This window comes from Nocardia cyriacigeorgica (assembly GCF_010858045.1).
In the GTDB taxonomy this organism is placed as follows: domain Bacteria; phylum Actinomycetota; class Actinomycetes; order Mycobacteriales; family Mycobacteriaceae; genus Nocardia; species Nocardia cyriacigeorgica_E.
Genome location: NZ_JAAGVC010000004.1, coordinates 144,865 through 166,008 on the forward strand (window position 1 = coordinate 144,865; position 21,144 = coordinate 166,008).

Below are 21,144 nucleotides of genomic sequence, written 5' to 3' on the forward strand. Positions count from 1 at the left end.
GCGACCACGAGATTGTGCACGAGCTCGAGCGCGAGCATGGCCGCAGCCGGGCGGGCGTCGGCACGTACGGCTTCCGCAGCGATGTCGGTGAATGCGCGGTCGACGAGTTCGAGCACGCGGCCGTAGGCCTGGTCTGCGTCGGTTCCGGCAGGGAACCGATGGACCGCGCGCACATACGGATCGGGTCCATCGTAAGGGCCGGACTTCGCGGCGGCGTCTTCGGTCTGTCGGTGGGCCTGCACCGATTCGACAGGAGCCGGGGGAACGACGGTGACCTCGGTGCTCGGCCGAGTCGATGGGCGGAAGACTATTTCGTATTCGGTGCTCGGGGCATATCCGACACCCCGGTCGTAGGTGATCGTCAGTGACAGGACACCGGATCGGGAGATCTGCACAGAAAACGTTCTGCCCGAGCGCCAGGCATCGACAGTCATCCGCACCACCGACTCGGCCAACGCGGCGAGATCCCGGATTTCACGTTCGGTGCCCTGGCCATGCTCGTGCATGAAGTCCCGCACGAGCCCCCCGGCGATGCCCGCCGCCTCGCGGGACAGCGGGATGTCCATCTGCCGGTAGTGGATGTCCTCGTCCGGCGTAAAGAAGAACGGCGTGAAGCGTGCCTCCCAGGCCGCACGCGTCCGGGCCTGGGGATACACATCGTCCACGCTCTGGAACTCGGCGACGATACGGCGACGCCCGCGGGGCATCTCGGCCCGCCACGCGCTCGCGCGTTCATCCAGGGCGCGCGCGACCTCCGGGGCCAGCTTGTTGTCGCCGGTGTGTTCGATCACCACCTGGAGGGCTTCGCCCGGCAGCGGCTGCACGTAGGCATTGATGCTGCTCTCGGTGGTGACCATCAGCGTATCCGCGGCCACCACCGCCACTGTGGCGGCCACTGCCCCTCGCCGGTCATCCGGCCAGGACGGGGCGGCGGCATCGATGGCGGACACGATCTTGGCGAACACGTCGTCGTCAGCGAACAGCCACAATGCCTTCGGTTGTGGTTCGCGGCTGCCCGGCCCGCCAGTGCGGGCGAAAGGCGGCGGGGTTCGGTCGCGAGCATCGGTCGGTGTCGCGGCCGGTCGAGCCGAACCATCTGCCGCCGCCTGCCTACGCGCGCGTTCGGCTTTCGCTTGCTTCGCGAGATAGCCGGCGATGATCCGCTGTCCCTCGGTCGCCGTCTGCCACCGCTGTGCAGTATGGGCCTCGGCGAAGGCCTCGGTCAGGTTGAGATATTCGATCGTGTGTTCAGGCGCGTTCTCGACGTAGCTGTACCCGCTGAGCCCCGCCGCTCCCGCTGCGAGATACTCCAGGAATCCGGTGAGGTGCTCGGGGAGGTGATGCTCGAAGAAACCCTCGACCAACTCGGGCAGAAACTCATGCCAGTTCGGGTGAGCGTCGCCGTGGTGGAGGTACAGCTGGGTTTCTCTTTCCGCCACCGTGTCGACCCGATGGCGGAACTCTGACAGCTGCTCCGGGGCATTGGCACGCAGGTACTGCTCGGCGAATTCGACGAAGATCCAGGCCCATTGGTTCTTCTCCGAGTTGGAGTAGCCGGTACCCGCGGCGCCGTCCGCCGGATACATTGCGATCGCATGGCCGAGCTCATGGCTGATGGTCCCGCGGATGGGCTCGTCGCGGGGACCGGCGTGAAATCCGCTGTCGGTATCGTCTTCGGTGACGTGTCTGGTCAGCGCCCTGTTTATCGCGTATCGCTCGTTCCAGTGCAGAATCAGGCCGTCGTCCGCGAAGTCGATTTGGGCGTAGACGTTCTCGTTCGCGAGCGGAGCGATGACGATCCTGGTGACGTCGGTGCCGCCGAACTCGTCGTAGTGGTGGCGATACTCATCGGCGAAATCGCGGATGGTCTGCGGTTTGACATCGGCCATGTCGAAACCGACGAGCTCGAGTCCGAATTCGGTTTCCAGCTCGTGGATCATCGGTGCTTTGACCTCGTGCAGGCGCGCCTCGAAAGCGGTCAGCGGACGGGCCAGCGCGGCTTCGTTCCGGCCGTCCCATTCCCTGGCCAGGTCCACCAACAGCCGATGAAGCACCCGATGTCCGGATGTGACACTCGGATCGCTGTTCTCGACCAGTTCGAACGCATCAGGGAGTGCGGTCCGCACATCCAAAGACGCATCGGCACGGAAATGCATCGGGTCGAACTGGGTGAAGAGCCACTCCACAAAACTGAGCTCGGACTCGGCAATGCGCAGTTCTTGTTCCTTGTGCGTGCGCAATCTGCTGACAGCGTATGCTTCGGCCCGCCAACGTCCGGCATGAATCATGGCGCCTGCGAAGGCGTGGAGGGCAACTCTACGGATGTCTTCGGCCGATATCGTGGCGTCCTCAGAGTTGACCTCGATATACAGGGTCTGCGCAGAAACCTCGCCATTTTCATCGACCCTCGGCACTGCGTGGGCGACCAGTTCTTCGCTGTTCGCCCGGACGTCGACCCGGACGGTCGGCAGCTGGATCGGATACTGCACCAGCAGCTCATGGATGGTCTGTACAAGCGCGTGGGCAGGGCTGTAATCCAGCAGCTCCCAACCACGAATCGCGGTGTACGGGTGCCTCGCTTCGAAGGCTTTGATCAGGTCGTCCAAGGACGGATACCGCTCGAAATCCAGTGCAGCGCGGTGGTCTGAGTCGATGAACTTCTCGATCGCCGCGGTGAGGGGGCCGAGCCCGGCCTGATGGTCGCCGAGTTGCCGCAACTCTGCCAACGGGTCACTACCCGGGACGCCCCAACCCCATGATCTGCTGGGCGGAAGGCCGAGCACCGCGTGCAGGGAACCCTCGAGCTCATGCAGCTCTTCCATCCACCGCCCGCGCTCGAGCGGACTGAGATCCCCGGCTTGCACAGCCGTTTCGGCGGCGATCCGCCGCCCGAGCCACCGCGCGATCTGCTCGGCCCTGGAGTCGTTATCGATGGCGTGCCAGTCCGGCTCTGTCAACGCGCCCAACGCATTCCGGATCGGCTGCAAAGCCTGCAGGACCGACTGCGAGGCCGTTAGCAGGGTGGTGTCGATCCGCAACAACGTCGCAAGTTCCGCGCGCGCTCTTTCGAGCTGCTCAGTGCCGACGACGGTCTGTCCCCAGGTGGGCGCCGTATCCTCCTGCGATGCGGGTGCGGCGTGATCAGGTCCGTCGGATCTCGGCAACTCGCCTGGTGCGTGACCCCAGGGAGTCGAACTGCCCGACCGGGGGGAGTCCGGTGATGCCGCTGCTTGCCGTCGCCGCGGCGTCGCGTGCGGATCGACCCCGCTCGCAGGCGGAGGGGTTCCTACCTCAGGTTCTGGCGCTACTTCATCGATATCGGCGAGTACGTCGGCAACCGTTCGTGGGGGTGGCCGGCCGTCATCCCCGGGCTGGGGGGCGATCTCGTCGATGTCAGCGAGAACCTCGGCGACCGATCGCGCAGTCGATATCGGCGGCGCCGCGCCATCTCGCCGATCCGGCAGGTCTTCGCCGAGAACCCTGGCGATATCGTCGACGACGTCGCTCGAGCCGGGGCGGAGCATCGACACGGGCCCCGTTGCGGCGTCAACTCCGGGCGCCACATCACCCGCAGCCGTGGGTCGTAGATCCACAGTCGCCCAGGTGATCGTGCCGCCACCCCAGGAGTCGGTTCCCGAACGCGCTGCCAGCCGATCGTGCACCTGTCCGTCGCCGGTAGCCGGATGGCGGTCGGCCAGCGCGACCCGGAATTCGAGACCGTGTGTGCCCATCGTCACCATGGCGGTGAGCAAGGCCTCACCGCCGCGGTTCGCCACGAAGTTCTCGACCATACCAAGCGTCAAGGTCATTGCCGCTCCCCTGGCGTCGCTGCGCACGAGTTCGCTCGGAATGGAGTCGAATACCTGATCGACGACCACTGCCGGCTCGACCGAGCCGTCGGCCGCCGTGAACAAACGTTCTGCTCGGGCGAAAGCGTCGTCACCGTCGAACAGGTCGCTCGCATTCGCCGCCGGATCGCCGCCGACCGCCCAGTGCAGTCCGACCAGCCAGCTGTTGCCGTAGAACGCGAGCGCTGCGGGCGATTGCGGCGCCCAGCCGGCCGTGCGCTGGAAGAGCTCGACAATCTGTTCCGTGCGGTGCGCGCCTTCGGCGGTCACGGTCAGTACCTTGCTGCCCGGTGCACCGGACACCGCCACCGCCAACCGCCACGGACCGTCATTTCCTGCTCGTGCCGCGAACTCCGATACCCGGTGGGCAAGTACGGTTTCGGCGGCTGTGAGCTGAGCGGAGTCGGTCCACCCGTGTCGTGTCATTTCGTCGCGGATCGCCCGCCGGACCTCGCCGCTTCGTGCTTCGATATCCGCTGCCCGAGTGAGGTGAATGCCGGGTTGCGGTGGGCCCGACGTCCGGAACACGACCGTGTGGTCGGTCGACTCGCCGTCGGTCGTCCGGTCACGGACGATTGCCATGGACACCAGCCCCGAGCGGGTGATCTCGGCGGTGAACGCAGTGCCCTCCCGCCAGGTGTACACAGCGTTCTGCACGAGGTTCTGGGCCAGATTCATGGCCTCGACAGCGTCCTGGTGGCCGGTGCGGCCGGCCAGTAGCCGGTGCATCACCTCGCGCGCGAGCTGGACGCTGCGGCGCTGGGGACCGATCTCGAGCATTCGTGACGCCACTGCGGGATCGTCGTGAGCGGGATCGGTGGGACGCGTGACCAGCGTGTGGTCGATCCGCCGGAAATCAGCGACGACGCGCCGGTGCGAGCCATCGGCATCAATCGACCACGATTCCGTTGTGCTTTCCAGCGCCGCCACGAGCTCTGGTGGTGTATCACCATCGGTGCGGTACCCGATCGTCACCCGCAGACCGAACTCACCCCGCGGCTCGGCAGAAACGGTCGCACGGACATTCTGCGGGGCATGAGCCACTGCCTCGTGAACAGTGCCGATGACCTCTGAGCGAGTGATCACCGGCCAACCGGGGGCGGCGCCGTTGATCGCTGTCTCCAGCCGTGCGACCAGCTCCGGATCCTCCGGAGAGATACGCGCGGATGTTGCCCGCGCCCGCTCCGGATCAGCGTCGTACACCGGTACGAAAGCGTCGTCGTCCGCGTAACCCGTACCTTCGGCCGGCGGTGGGGAATCCTGCCACGGCACGGTGGCCAGAAGCAGGACCTGGTGTGGCTCGGCGTCGAGCATTCGCACCGACACATCAGCGTGGTCCCTGCCGAGGGCCGCCGTGAGTCGCCCGACGCCGCGCCGGGCCTCCGCGACGAGTTCTTGGCGCAGCCCCTCCGGAACATTTTCGCCGACCGGATCGGTGCTCGCATCCGGCACCCGAGGTGCACGGTCGGCCAAGACAGCGACGAGATTGCCCGCTGTGTCGGTTCCATCACCGAACACCGTCCAGGCGGTGTAGCCGTCGTTGCTGTACTCGATGTCATGGGCGTCGGCGTACATCGAGGGGAGGTGCAGCTGCGCACGGCCGGTCCCGCGCACGCGGCTCTCGATGGCGACCGCGTCGGCGCCGGCAAGCTCCGTCAGCCACGTCACCACCAGCACCGCCTCGGCCTCCGGATGGCCGGCAACGCTGCTCACGATCTCATCGAGCAGCAGTAACAGCAGCTCGCCACGCTGGTCCGGCCAGGTATTGCCGCCGTCGAACAGTTCGCCGACCAGCTCCTCGACCTGCGCGCGGGCCTCCTCCGCTGAGCTGTCCTGCCCGATTTCGAGGATGCGGACCAGAGCTTGCCCGACCGGTCGCTGGTCGAGGTCCGAGTCATCGGCGAGAGTTGTCCGGGCACGATCGCCGGTCGCGCCCAGTGGCGTCGGTACCGCAGGCAGCGCGGTCGGGTGCGATGCGGGCCCCGAGGGCGTTCCGGCGGCAGTGGCGGTGTCGTCCCATCCCTCGTGCGGCCGATCCTGCGGGTGATGGAAGCCGAGCCAGGGCTGCTGTTGATCGAAGGTCGTGGCGGATGCGGCGTCATCGGTGGTCCGCGCGGCGCGGGGCTCGGAGAGCGGGTAGCCGAGTTCACTGGCCACCCGTCGGATCAACGCGGCATCCGCGGCGCTGGGACCGGGGAGCCCGCGCACGGCGAGGGAGACGGTGCTCTGCGGCTTTCCGGTGAGCGTGGCAATGGTTTTCTGGGTGACCGGACGGGTGCGGTCGACATCTGACAGGTCCACCGGCAGGCCGGGATCGGTCTGGACGACGAACTGGGCCGGGTCGACGGCGAGGAATCCTTCGAGGGCCTCGAGGAATTGCTCGAATTGCTCTGTTCCGCCCGTCTTTTCATGGATCGAACGCAGCTCGCTCAATGCGTCGTTACCCCAGTCCGCCACTGGTTCCTGCCGCAGTCCGGGCAGACCCAGCATGGTGGCCAGTTCGCGGTTGAGCGCATCGACCGCCCGAGTTCGATCCGCCACCGTGCCCGGGTTGTTCCCGCGCACGGTGGAATCGGCGATCGTGTGATGCAGTCCGATCAGGTCCCCGAACCAGCCCCGGATTCCGAGGAGATCCCCCGTAGCCAGCGCGCGCGTCCAATCGGCGTCATCGAAGAGTCGCAGCTCGATCGTGACGGTGCGCAAGGCTTCCCGCACCCGTCCGTGAGTTACCTCAGCGGGCTCGGCGCCGACCGCATCCGCCAGCGCCTTCCGCGCTTCCAGAGCCTCGCGATTCGGGGAACTGCCTCGCACCGAGTCATCGAGTGCTGCTACTCGGCTCGTGGTCGGCGGTGTTCCGGTCGTCGGCCGGTGAGCCGGACGCCGAGCGTGGGCATGGTCGGACCCGTCGCTCGTAGGATCGAACGCAGTGACCCTTCCTGGGTCGAAGCCGCCCGGTGGTTTCATGACCCCCGGATGATCCGGCGCGTTCCACGGGTGACGAGTGGGGCTGGGTGTGCGGGAGGTGGCCGAGAGGCGCGGTACGGGATCTCCCGGCCCTGCTACGTCACTGCCCGGCGGCCTGGTGGGGAAGAGTTCCTCCAACCGCCGCAGGACGTTGCCCAGTTGATCCGTCGCAGACTCGGGGTCTGCATTGATACGCGCCTGATGCTCTTCCCTTGCCAGTCGCTGTCCCCGCTGGAAGGCGGTCTCCTCGGCGGGCATGGCCGGACCGGTCTCGGTCGGGCTCTGCGTGGAGACGGGAACGCGCGCGCCGGTGACGGCAACGGATTCTACGAGATAGCCGGCCATTCGGCGCACCGCGCCCGCGACCATGAATTCGATTGTGGGCTCGGACAACCCCAGTCGCTGCGCCACCGTGGCGGGGGACTCACCTCGTTCGAGCAGCCCGACGACGATCTGCCGCTGTTGGGTGCCCAGCCGGCCCAGGGCGTCCTGTAGCTGCCGAACGTTCGCCGACGCGATGGCGGCGCGTCGAGGATCTGCCTCGATCTGTGCATCAGCGAGCACATCGGCCAGCTGTCGCGCCGCGCGCATTCCTTCGTCGCGGATCGTCTCGCGCGCGGCGGCCGGGATGAACTGCCCCGAGCGCAGTATTCGCAACGCTCTGCGTTCCCGCGGCGTGAGCGATCCGATGGCCTCAACCATCTGCTCGGCGGTGGTCGCCGCCAGTGTCTGCTCAGGGTCGGGGGTTGCGGACGCATCCAAAGTTGCGAGCAACTCGGCGCGGAAACTCTCGAGGCGAGGCCGGCTGTCCGCCTGCCAGGGGTGGTCGCCGAGCGTAACGCGGCCTGACTGCCGGTCGTCGGAATGCTTCCTTGGATCCGGAAACTCGTTGAAGCGGCTGAAGACTGCCGGATCTCTGCCATCGGCGCCGGACAGGCGATCGGGTCTGCCCACCAGCCTGTGACGTTCGGGGGCGAGGGGGTTGAACTCGGCATCGGGTCTATGGCCGACCTGGGGACCAGGTGTGGGGGATGTGGCGGGTGTGCCGCCGTCGGCGGGTCGAGCGACGGCGATACCGCGCGATTCGAGGTATGGGCCGACGTCCGGATCGTCGCCCAGGGACCCCTCGACGATCGAACGCAGGCCGATCTCTTCGTGCCGGAAGATCGTTTCGCGCATCCAGTCGCCGACAGCGCTGGTGAACCCGTCCTGCTCGATTCGCTGCTCGGTCGTTCTGGCGACGATCTTGGCGAGTATCTCGCCGACGGGGTACGCGTACATGACACCGCCGTAGGACGAGCCGATGATGTGGCCGAAATGTTGCAGGGGATGGCTGTCGAGGACATACGGCAGATCGAGTCCGTGCCGGGCCAGTTCGGAGTCTTCGAGATCGCGGACCAGCGCCGCGAGGTCCGTGCCCGGCGGGGTGCTCACGAGGTTGCGGACCAGCGCCTCGAGGTCCGTTCCTGCCGGGATGTCTTCGGGACTACGGACCAGCGCCCGCAGCTCCGCCGCTGCCGGCGGGAGGCCGTCCGGTGTGCTCATGTGCCACAGCAGATCGAGACGTGTGTAGGCAAAGTTGCGGGCGGTGCCCAATCCGCGGCGAGATTGCTTGTTTGCCAGCAGCGCCTCGATCATCTGCGGCGGCATCGGCTCGCCGGTTTCGTAATGCCTGGCGTACTCGCCGATGACCTCCGGACGCGACCAGAACATTTCCATCACCTGGGCCGGGAACTCGGCCCAACTGCGTGGTTTGTGGCTGCCGAGCAGCTCTCGCACGCCGTCACCGACGGTGATGTTCACACCGTGCCCGAACTCGTGGAAAATGGTGACGACATTGTCCGGGATCAGTTTTTCCGGTTCGCCGGCTTCCGGTTTGACGAAGTTGGTGGTGACGACGCATACGGGGAGTTGCCCGGTCGGCACGAACTTGTTGATGATTCCCTGCGTCCATGCCCCGCCACGCTTACCCGGTCTGGCGAACGGGTCGTGCAGAATCAGTCCGAGTTTGCTCCCTTGTTCATCGGTGACCTCGTAGGAGCGGACATCCGGATGGAACGTCGGGATATCAGGGCGTTCGGTGAAAGTCAGGCCGAAGAATTCCTTCGCGAAGGAGAAGAACCCGTCCTCGAGTACCTGATGCAGGATCAGGTAGTCCTGTGCCTTATTGTTGATCTGCGCGATCTCGGCGTCGGCGTTGGCGAGAGCCAGGCGGCGAGCGTAGGGCGCATCCCACGATTCCAGCTGCTCCACGCCGAGCAGCTCGGCACCTTCTGCCAATTCCTCCTTCGCTGCGGCTACTATCGACGGGAGGAGCTTGTCCAACAGGGCAAACCATTGTTGCGGACTGACGGGCTCGTCTTCCGTCGCGAACGTGGCGTGATCGGGATAGCCGAGTAGGTTGGCGCGTTCGGCGCGCAGCAACATCACCTGGACCGCGATGTGAGTGTTGTCATGCGGTCCGCCCCGGCCGATTTCGGTCGCCGCCCGCTCCAGCCGCTCGCGCAGGGCTCGGTCGTCCAGCGTCGTGAGCAGTGGTTGATAGTTACCGGAAGCGGCGGGGGTGAGCTCGATGACGTAGCCATCGGTAAAACCCCGCTTTACAGCCGCGGATTTCGCATCGTCGATCTGCGACTGCGACATGCCGGACAGGCTGTCGAGATCGGTGACGTACAGGGCCGCCGCATCTGTAGCCGCCGATACGTTGGTGTCGTACTCATTGATCAGTTCGGCGATCCGTTTGTCGATCGTCCTGAGCAGCTCCTGTTTTCCGGGCGGTAGGTCGATGCCGGTTCGGCGGAAATCCTGGTATAGGCGTTCCAGATGTTCTGCGGTGGCAGCATCGAGATCCAGTTCACCACGCTGATGCTGCTCATGAAGTGCCTTGACCCGTTCGAAGAACGACTTGCTGGTGAAGATGTCACTGCGAAGACCGGACCCCATCGCCGAGATTTCCGGAATGATCTCGTCTATTCCGGGGAACCGTTCGGGATCCTTCAGGTTGCCGGCGATGACATGAACCGCATTGACGACACGGTCGAGCAGCTTTCCCGCAGCAGCGAAGCGGTCCAGCGTGTTGGCGATATTCGCGGGTTCTCGGTTGTTGGAAATCTCTTCTATCTCCGAGAGGACCTCCGCGACCGCGGTTCGCATAGCGGGTATCAAGTGCTCGGATTCGAGCAGATCCCAGCGCACCATCCCGTAAGCATCGACGTTCTCGTCCGCGGCGATCAGCGGGTTCGAGCGGTCGGCGAGCGGTTCGGATGCGTCCGTCGAGGTGCCCTCGGGCAGCGAAACGGGCTGGGCGCCTGTGTCTTCCGCACCGACGTGGTCTGACCGGCCGGTCGGGTCGGCTGTGGCGTGGTTACCGACGGCGGGATCCGGCGCGTGTTCCGATTCCGGAACGAAAGTCCCGTCGAATGGCGCTTCGCGCGCGAGCTGGGCCAGGTGGGATCTGATCTGTGTGAACCACGCACTGTGGCCGTGTCGCTCGAATACTTCCTTCTCGTCGTACAGGCGGTTCCAGAGATCGACGATCTTCACTCGTGGGGTACCGGAAGGAACCCATGCCGAGGCCCGCTCGAGCTCGGCGGCGAAGCGTTGCTGCCAGTCATCGAACGACTCGGCGCGGGCAGATTCATCGGCAGGCGCTACCACCGGAGACAGCGCTCCGCTGCCTTTTCGCAGGGCATCTTTGATCTTGTTCGCGAGCTGCTTCGGGTTCGCGGCGTGCCAGCCATCGAAATACCGGGCGATCACGACGTCTGTGCCGAAGCCGCCTCTTGGTTGTGCGATCTCCACCCCGCCGCGGCCGTCGGGCGCCATCGGGATATCGATCTTCAGCCCGCCGACTTCGATCTCTTGACGCGTCTGCATCAGCGGTCGCCCGGCCAGCGGTTCGCGCCACTGCGTGGATGCGGAGGTTTCGCGGTTGAGGAATCGCCGGGCCACCTCGCGCGAGCTGAACGGTTCTTCGGCGACGGTGGCGATATCGCGCCGGGTGTCGCGGACGAGAGCGGCCGTCGCACCGGAGGCGGGTCCGTCGTCGGCAGCGAGCCGAGCGGCGATGTCGCCGACCTTCGTTGCCGGGGTTATCTCGCCGATGGGCTTCATCCATGTGTCGAAGCCGGCTGCGCCGGGAAGCAGATTCGCGCTGCGATAGGTGAGATACATCAGCAGGAACGTCGAGCTCATCTCTGCCGCGACCAGAGGTCTTTCCGGTCCGAGGCGTTCGGTCGAGATGTGGTAAGCCCTGCCCTGGGAACTCGGGCCCACATGCGCATGGAAGATGTCGAACGGCGGCTCCGGCGTCAGCGCGTGGGTGAGTTCTGGGTAATCCCCGCCCCTGGCGACGACGGCCTCGAGCAAGGCCCGCCGATGCCTGCCCGACGTGGCGACAATCCACAATTGCGCCGAGTGGCCATCGAGGGCCGGCTGGTATTTGACGTGGTCGGTGATCCATCGCCCGGGCTGGGACGGGAAGAGCTGCTGCGCGCGCTTGGCCACCTCGTCGTCGAGTACCCGGGTGGCCTGCTGGTGTTCGGCGAGCACCGTGCCGAGACGAATGACGTCGGCTGCGCGCCGCATGATGTCGCCGCGCTGCTTGTCGGCCAGCCAGAACCGTTCGGCCAGCGGCTGGAGTGGATCGTCGGACAGTCGAGCAGGATCGCCGAAGATGTCGAGCGGAAGGTCGGCGAGTACCGCGGGGTCGACGTGCATGTCGGCGGCGAGGTCGACCCAATCACGCTCGGTCTCGCCGCGGATCGCCGCGAGTTCCGCAGCGTTCGGAGTCAGCTCTCGCGACTGGTCGATATTCAGCCCGGCGGCCAGAGCGTCGCGTTCGCGAGCCAGACTTTCGATCCTGAGTTCGACGAGATCGAAGTCGAGCACCACCTCGCCACGGCTACGGTCGAAGTCTTCGAACGGTACGGCGAGCTCCTCGCGCTCATCGTGGATACCGGCCGACTGAGCGAGTGCGCGGTGTTGATCGAGTACCTCGGACAGTCGGGACAGTGCCGTTTCGTGGTGCCGCAACGAATAGATGGTGTCCTCGATTTGTCGCAGCGCCCAGACCCGACGATCCAGCGTTACCCGCTCGACCTGCTCGGACGTCACGCCGAGCCGCGTGGCCAGGTCCGTGCGGGAGGCGGCTACGCGGGCCGCGATGGCGCCGATCGCTTCGCGGATCGGAACCATCGGTAGCTCGAGCCCCGGCGTGGACACCAGGCCGAGTGTGTCGAGCAGCTCGTCACGCTCGCGCTCGAGGGCGTGAAGCTGTCGATCAACCGGCTGTTCCGTCTCTGCACGCCGTGGCGCCGGTGCGTCGGTGACAACCTCCCACCCGGTGTCTGTCCACCGAACCCGCTCTTCGGGCCGCTGGTCAGCACTTGCTCCAGGCGCGGATTCGGCGGCTCCCGGTTCGGCTCGGCGAGACGGTTCGGCAGTCCACACAGTCGAAGGGAGTCGCGTAGCCGGCGGTTCGGCCTGGTCGCGCCCGGCAGGTGCGCGCCCATGGTGATCGAAGGCAGGGCTACCCCAATCCTGCCCGCCGCCGTCGGGATGGGTGTGGTTCAGGATGGCGGGGTTCAGGCCGAGCCCGCCGAGTATTTGCCTGCGACCCTTGTGGGGCCCGCGTTCGGGTGCGAGTGGGTTGAGGTCCGCGACGGGCTGGAACCCGATGTGCGGGCCCGGTGTCGGGCCGGGGCTGCCCCCGTTCCGTGTCGTGGAGGCTTCGATTGTCGGTATGAGGATGCGCCGCTTATCGGAGCCTTGCTGATCGATGGCAGTTTCCGGCGAGGAAGCGGGAGTGCTGGAAGCAGCGGACCGTTCGACGGGGATGCCGCGTTCTTCGAGGAACCCGCTGACATCCGGGGAATGACCGAGGAGTGTGTCGACGAACCGCCGCAGACCGGTCTCATTGCGACTCAACACATTATCGATCAGCCAGTGCCCCGCCTCGCTGGAAAGCCCATGCCGCTCGATGAGCCGTTCGACAGTCGTCGCGGATATCTTGGCGAGGATATCGGCTACGAGGTAGGCGTGCATCACACCGCCGTAATTGGAGCCGATGATATGCCCGTAGTGCTGCAGGGTATGACTGTCGGTGACGTACGGTAGATCGAGCCCACGCTCGGCCAGTACGGCCACCTCGAGTTCACGAATCTTCCTCTGCAGGTCCGCTCCCGACGGTAGCTCGTCCGGCCGGCTTTGGTACCACATCAAATCGAGGACGGTGTAGGCGAGGTTACGAGCGGTCGCGATTCCCTTGGTCGGTTGCCTGGACGCCGGCGCGACAGCGGCTACATCTTCCGGAATGGTTGCGCCCGTGACATTCTGCTCCGCATAACGGCGGAGTGCGGTGGGATGAGACGCGAACATCTCCGTCACGAGAGCCGGGAATTCGGCCCAACTGCGTGGCATACGCATGCCGAGCAACTCGTTGGCACCGGAGCCGTGAATGATGTTGAAGGAATGCCCGTGCTCGTGGAAGAGGGTTCGGTGCTCGCTCTCCGTCAGCACGGCAGGTTTTCCGGGTGGCGGTTTGGGGATGTTCAAGGTGACGATGCACACCGGAAGCTGCCCGGCCGGGACGAACTTGTCGACCAGAACGTGGGTCCATGCACCACCGCGTTTCGTCGGCCTGGCGAAGGGGTCGAACAAAACCAGCCCCGCCTTTTCTCCATTCCTCGCGGTGACCTCGAACGTTCGGATGTCCGGATGGAATACCGGAATATCGAATCGCTCGGTGTAGGTGAGCTCGAGCGGATTCTCGGCGATGAAGTGAACGAACTGAAGGCTGGATTCCAGTGTCCTGTCGAGCTCTGGACGGTTCCGGGCATCATCGGCGGGCCGTGCGGTTTTGTCGACAGTGGCGTCCAATGCCTCCTGAGCTTTTGTGGTGGCGTACGGAACATCCCAGGGTTCCAGCCGCTCCAGGCCGAGCAGCTCGGCGCCTCGTTCCAGTTCTTCACGCGCTGCGGCGACCACCGGAGGGATGAGCTCATCGAGCAAGGCGAGCCACTGCTGCGGACTGACCGGCTCTTCCTCGGCGACGAATTCGGCGTGGTTGCGATAGCCCAGCAGCTCGGCGCGGACAGCGCGCAAGCGCACCACCTCGAGGCCGATTTCACTGTTGTTGTGGGCTTCGCGGCTGCCGATTTCGGTGGACGCGCGATACAGGCGTTCTCGGAGTTCACGGTTGTCCAGCACATCGAGCAGCGGCTGGTTGTTTCCGGAGGAGGTGGGCGTCAGTTCGATGACGTAGCCCGTCAGGCCCCGCGACTCGGCGGCGAGCCTCGCGGCTTCGATCTGCGCGGCAGACATTCCGGACAGGTCGTCGTGATCGGTGACATGGATGGCAGCGTCCCGGTATGCCTCCAGCATGTTTTTGTTGTAGGCGCCGATCAGGTCGGCGATCTTGTCATCGATCTCTTTGAGCAGCTGCTGATTCTCGGGCGGCAGGTCGATGCCGGTACGGCGGAAGTCCTGGTAGAGGCGTTGCAGATGTTCCTTGGTCGCCGGAGCGAGGGAAAGCGCGTCAATCTGTTCGTGGAGGGTCTTCACCCGTTCGAAGAAGGCCGTGTTCGTGAAGATTTCCCGGATGAGATCGGATCTCATCGACCTGATCTTGGGGATGATCTCGTCGATGCCAGGGAACCGGTCGGGATCCTTGTGGTTGTCGGCGATGACCGCAACCGTCAGCACCACCCGATTGAGCAGCTTCCCTGCCGCGGCGAACCGGTCGAGAGTATTGGCGATCGTCGGCGGAGCGGGATCGGCGATGATCGCGGCGATCTCGGTTTTGTACTCCGCGACCGCCGTCTCCATCGCGGGGATGATGTGCTCGGATTCGAGCAGATCCCAGCGCACCATCCCGTAGGCATCGACGTTCTGGTCCGCGGTGAGGATGGGGTTCGTGGCCGACGGTTCGCCGGACCGGGGTAGCTGGGCACCGGTGAGATCGCCGGCCCGCGCGGCGTCGAGGTCCTTGGCCATGCCCCTGGTGCCGGCCGCGAAGCCGGTGAACTGACCTTGAGCACGATGTGTGGCGCCAGAAGCGGGCCGCCCCGGCGCAGGGAGCGGATTGTGTTCGGGCGACGGGATCTGCGCGCTCGGTGTGGCGGCAGGGGCGTCCGCGGCCATCGACCATGGGATGCCCGCTTCGGCCAGTGCCTCCTGCAGTTGGTCATCGGGCGGTCGGCCATGGAAGACCGCACGCTCGATGTCGGCGACCGTGACATCTCCGCGGTCGGCGTCGCGGTGAATGTGTGCCTCGATGTAGCTGTTGCGGACGAATCGTTCGCCCGCATAGTCGCGGCCGATGCCTTCGAGACCGTAGTACCCGAGATCGTTGTGGTTACTCGGTGTCGCGCCGAAGGATTCGGGCTGCGGATCGACGACGCTGCTGGGTATGGAACTCACCCCCCACGGAGTTCCCACAGTCGCAGTGGTCCGCTCGGCCACGTTTCTGTCGAGGATTAGATCGACGTCACCGTATTCGGCGAAGGGGTCGTCGGCACCCGTCCGCTGATATGGCGTGGTGCGAATGTAGCCGTAGATGGGACGCTGTTCCGCCGGGAGGTCGGTCGGATACCCGAACAACTCTTGTTCGAGCGCGGAGCGTTTCGCCAGCATGCCCCGTGCCAGCGTATTCCGCTGCCCGACCAGCTCGTATTCGGTTTTGAACCGTCCACTCTGAATGATCCGATGAATCGTCAATGATTTGACGCGCACCACGATGTCGCCTCGGAATGCCTGGCGCAGTTCCTCGACCATGAGTGTGCGGAGTTCGTCTACCGTGATGCCCAGTTCCTCCGCCAGTGCGGTAGTGCGTCGCTCGTTGGCTACGCGGCGTTCCACGGCGGCGCGGTTCTCGGCATCCGGAATGGGTAGGTCGCTGTTGTAGCGTTCGGGCGAGCCGGGGACGGGCCGGTCGGTCCCGGGGGCCGGGTCCGCCGGGTTGATGCGCACATTTTCGGTGTCCGGCTGCCGCGCGGACGCAGGCGCTGGGTTGTGCGCCGTGGTGGATGGGTCGTCGGATCGTTCGCGTCCGAGGCGGGTGGTGGGGTGGGGTGTGTGCTGCCAGGATTCGCTGGTCCAGGTGCCAGAGCCGACGGGGTGTTCGGGCTGGACCAGGTATTCGTTGTTGTCGTCGTCGATGCGGTACGAGATGGCGTGGAACCGGATGCCCTCCCGCCTCAGTTGCGTCAGCCGTTGGTGTGCCTGTTCGCCGTGGTATTCGGCTTCGATGGTGTTCCCGTCGGGATCGCGGGCCAGGGTGTGGTCGGCATTGCGGCGGAGTTCGTGCAGCCACAGTCGGCCGTCGTCGTCCCGGGCCAGGGTGACGAGATGTCCGTCGATGGTGTCTTCGCGGTCGACGGCCTCATCGCCCTGGTGGGGATAGGTGACACTCAGAAATGCGAGGGCGGTGGATGATTCCTCGCTTTCGATGTTCGATACCAGCTCGTCGAGGGTGGGGGTGCGGCGCCCGGTGCTGTTTGGGGTGGACTCATCGGTGTTGCGGTATTCGCGGTAGCCGCCGTACGCGTACTGGGCGAATTCCTTCGGGTGGAATCCGGTGTACCGCATGATGAGAGCGGTGTCGTCGTCGGGGGTTTCGATGAATGTGTAGCTGTCGAGCTCTTCCTTGGTGGCGGTGTTGATATCCCTGCCGGGGTGTTCGCGCTCGAAGTACGGGGCGGCGAAGTATCTGCGGGCGAAGTCCAGCGCGCTGAGACCGCATTCTGCCGTGGTGGCCGAGCCGTCGGGGTCGAGCGCGGATGCCAGGGCGGCATGTACCTCGTTGTCCACTTCGGCTGTCGAATCGTGTCGACCGGCAGCGCTGTCCGGCTTCGCGGTGGGAGCCGGCTCGGTGGCGGGCGGGGTGGGAAGCTCGAGAATGCCGGTGCCCAGTCCGACGGCCACCGCCGCGGCGGGGGTGGCCGTTCCGAGCTGTTCACCGAGGCTGTCGAGCTGACCGCGGAGTTGCGCGGCGGTGAGACCGTGTGCGGCGGCAAGGGCGTTTCCGGACAGTCCTTCCGATATCGAGCGGAGTATCTCGAGCCCGGTTCCGGACAGGCGGGGCGGACCGGATACGGTCGCGGGGGTGAGGTCGGTGATATCGAGATATCCCCGCCGAGTCGCTTCGACGACCAGGCTGACGGCGTCGGTGGCACCGAACTGGGCGATCAGCTTGTCGAAGAGCTTCAGAGCGGATTCTGCTTCGATATCCAGCTGTGCGGCAATCTCTTCGGCCGTATGTCCGAGGGCGGTGCGGTGCAGCACCTCCCACTCGGTGTCGGTGAGGTAGTTATCGGCGCCCGGCAGATTGTCGGCACGGGCGACCATATGCGCGAGCCGATGTAGCGCACCGGTGGTCACGGTGTGGGCCGTCGTGGCGGTCAGCGTGGGGGATTCTGTGACCATGGCCGCGATGGCTTCATCGAGCCTGCCATGCTGAGCGACCAGCGTGGTTATCGCGGCCTGCTGTGGCGGGGACAAGAGCCTAAGGTGGGCCCGCACAGTGGAAAGACGCGTCGTGGCGAGCTCAGTGGCGATCGGGTCGTCGGGCGTTACCCGCGCGAGCGCCCGATAGGCGGCGGCCAGCTCTGCCGGGGTGGTCGTCGTGACCCCGAAGCGGTCGGGTCTGCCGGTGGCCCGGCGCACCCATCCGCGGAGCGGTTCCACGACCGGGGCGGCCGCCCTGCTGCGCACCAGTTGCGTGCCGGCGGCGGCCCCGGCGAACGTTCCCATGGTCGCGGCAGCGGTCCAGCCCGCCACGGTGGGGTCCACCGGGATCAGCGCTCCGGCGGCCGCTCCGCCGAGCAAGTAGGCGGTGCGGCTGGTGGCCCGGTACAGCCCGAGGTGGCGTCCATAAAAGGTCCCGGGGACCACCTGTTGGGTGTACGTTGCCCTGACTGTGTTGGTGACACTGTAGGTCGTCCAAAAGGCGGCCAAACTCAGTGCGGCGACGGCCGGGTCCGCGAACGCGGCTTCTGCGGCGGCGGCGGAAACCTCACGCACCACTATCCTGACCGCGGCGACCGCGGTCAGGATAGTGGTGCGTGAGGTTTCCGCTGCCGCCGCGCTGGTGCCCGGATGACGTGGCAGCTCGACGTCGTCTCCGCGCGACCGATGAAGCCGGATCCGGTCGGCGAACGTGCTGGCGACTCCACCGAGGATCGTACCCACCGGCATTCCCAGGCTGGCGATCGATTGCTCGACACCGGTGAGGTCATGTTCGTTTAACAGCGAGGCGAAATACAGACCCTGGAAGCCCAGATACAGATTCATCAGATCGTTTCCACGATCCAGCCTGCTCAGCACTGGATTTCGCTTGATGAACCGGCGGGCTTCGGCGTAGCTTTCCCGGAATCGCCCGAGACCTTCCCGGAGCCGCCTGACGTCTCTCGCGAACCGCCGGCCCGGATCGTCGGCCGCGCTCCGGCGACCTCGGCGCGGTGCGGTGGCCATATCGGGGAGCCGGTGGAACGTCCACCAATTGATACCGAATGTCGCGGCATTCAGCCCGAACACCGCTGCCGGTGACCAATCGAGCAAAATCGGCCCCAGGGCGGCACCGCTCATGGCGATGGTCGAACTCATCATCGAGTTGGCCCGTTGGTAGGACTTCGCGCGTTCCGGGCCGACCAGGAGCTCGTTGATCTTCCGGGCGGTGATCGACCGCAGTTCATAGCCGATCGCCTCCACGATCATCGTCGCCGCGACGTAGTAGGGCAGATAAGGAGCATCGGCAAGAATCGCCCCGGCGGTAACAGCTGCGCCGGCGCCGCCGAGAAGCTGGCCGATCTTGGCGGTATCCATCAGCCTTTCCGCATCGGCTTCGCGTCCGGCGGCGATCGCAGCGACGATATGCGGGGCCTGGGAAGCCGCGAAAATGCCCGCGGCCGGTCCAGGCCCGAACAGGCCGACCGACCAGAGCGCCAGCGCCGAGTCCATGGCGGCGTCGCCCAATCCCGAGGTCTGGGCACCGAAAAAGCGCCAACGGAAATCCGCATTGGTGCGAAGCAGTTCCAGGATCGAATCGCTTCGCTGGTTCGAGTTTTCGGATGTCGGCGTCCGCGGTTCGTGGTTGCGGTGCCAGAGTCGCCAGTCGCGGAGTTTCGCGATAGATGCCCGGTTCGGTTGGTTCCCGTGCTCCGGATTCTCCGGTTGGTCGCGGCCGATGCGGTACTGCGGCTGGGCCGTGGGCCTTCCGGTGTCCGCTCGTTCGGTGTCGTTGTCTTCCGGTCGGGACGACTTGGTGCCGGACCTATCGCTCTCGGCTTCTGGTTTGCGCGGATCTGGTGGTCCTTCTGGACGACCGGTCTGGTCGCCGGGGCCCTTTTTGGGTGTGGGGTCGGGGAAGTTGTTGAAGCGGTTGAAGACCGCGGGGTTACGTCCATCCGGACCCAGCCGTCGACTGGGCGTCGAGGGCTGCGCCGTCCGTTCGCGAGCGAACGGGTTGAATTCGGCGTCTGGCTGGTAACCGACATGGGGTCCGGGTGTCGGGGCGGTGCCGCCGGTCGGTTTGGGGGCGGCGGGTTGTGGGTTGACCGTGGCGCGGGTGCGGGCCTCCGCCTTGGCGCGCTCGACGATGTAGTCGGACAGGATGCGTTGTGCGGCATTCTCATCACCCTCGCGGCGGGCCGCGAAAGCCTCGGGAAAAGCCTCGGCCGGCCGGATGCTCCCGTCCTTGTGGAAGCTGAAGCCGCTCAGGACACGGCGCAACCACGCATCGAAAGGCTCGCGATCACCGACTTCGGCGGCATGCGCCGAGCGCAGGGCAGGGAGCACATTCTCCCAATCCTTGGCCGCCCGCTCGTTCGCCGCGTATTTGTCGACTCCTGGATCCGGTGCCGGGTACATATGTGCCGCGTGACCGATCTCGTGGCTGAACAGCCGGCGAACGAAGTTCGACCGGGAACCTGAATGGCTGTGACTGTCGACGTCGTCTTCGTTGATGTAGCGGGAAAGCTCTCGGTTTATGGCATAACGTTCGTTCCACCTGATCCACAGTCCCTCGGGAGTGGGATCCAGGTAGCCGATTCGCTCGTCGTGGAGCATGGGAGACAGCGCGATTCCGACGATGTCGAGGTCTCCCAGCTCTGCCCGGTGGTGGCGAAGCTCGTCGGTGATCTCCCGGAGGGTTTCCTCGCTGAAGTCGTTCATCTCGAAGCCGACCAACTGCAAACCGAACTCGTTTCGCAGAACGTCGAGCAACGGTTGTTTCGCCTGGAAGCGAGCCTCTTCGGATTCGGTCCTAGGCCGGTTCATCACGGCCTCGTTGCGGCCATCCCACTCCCGGGCGGCGTCCACCGCCACCTGATGGAGCACCCTGTGGCCCGACGTCGCGTTCGAGCTGTCGTCGACGACAGCAGAGAAGGACTCCTCCAGCGCCGTTCGCATGTCGAGGGAGCCATCGCCGCGGAAGTTCTCCGCGGCGAATTGTTCACGCAACCAGGGCCCGAACCCAGCTGGGCCCGCGCTGGGCCGAGTGAGCAAATAGTGCTGCTCGAGTTCTCCAAGTGCTCGGCTTTCGGCGCGCCACCGGCCTGCGTGTATAACCGCACGGAAGAAGGCCCGCGTCACTATGTCGCCGATGTGCTCGGTCAGCATGGACGGTGCGGCGTCGCGCCTGATCGTCACCTTGATCGAGAACGCGGAGACCTCGTCGCCGGAGATGTGCGGAGTTGCCTCGGCTGAGATGTCGTCGCCATCCTCCGCAATGGATACCGCGATCTCCCGCAGCTGGATCGGGTAACGAGTAAGGCGATCGTGGAAGGCTTGTGTCAGCTGATGAGCATGCTCGTCGGCCAGCGCCTCGATGCCGTAGAGCACCGTCTCCGGATGCTTCATCTCGAAGGCGTCGATGAGTTCGTACGGACTCGAATACAGGTCGGCGTCCAGTTCCACGCGCGAATCCATGTCGAAGAATTTCGCCAGGGACGCCACGAGCGGCGCGAGCCCGGACTCCCCGGGCACGTGTACGCCGAGGCGGCGCAGTTCGGCCAGCGGATCCTCGCCGAGGAGTCCCCCGTTCCCGAGCTCGATGTCGGGCGCGCCGAGCACCCTCACAAGGTCGTTCGCGATTGTTTCCAGCTGCGCTTTACGTTGTTCGAGCTCGTCGATGCTCAACCGTCGTCCGCGGACCGCTGCCTCGGCGGCGATGGACCTGCCGATCCAGCTGGAGAGTTCCGAGACCTGCAGGTTCTCGCCGACCACTCGCAGCGTCGTCTCGTCCAGCGGGCTCAACGCGTTCCTGAGCGGCGCCAGAGCTCGAAGCAGCGGTTGCGGAGTCGGTAGCAGCTCGGGATCGATCCCCAGGTGCGCG

1 protein-coding gene (only partly in view) is annotated in these 21,144 nt (G+C 65.7%); it reads right to left on the reverse strand.

All 21,144 nt of this window come from inside a single coding sequence — locus GV790_RS05855, DUF2332 family protein, on the reverse strand. Of the gene's 56,376 coding nucleotides, 19,499 precede the window and 15,733 follow it; the stretch shown corresponds to coding positions 19,500-40,643, spanning codon 6,500 (partial) through codon 13,548 (partial); the first complete codon in reading order (the gene reads right to left) occupies nucleotides 21,141-21,143. The start codon and the stop codon both lie outside this window.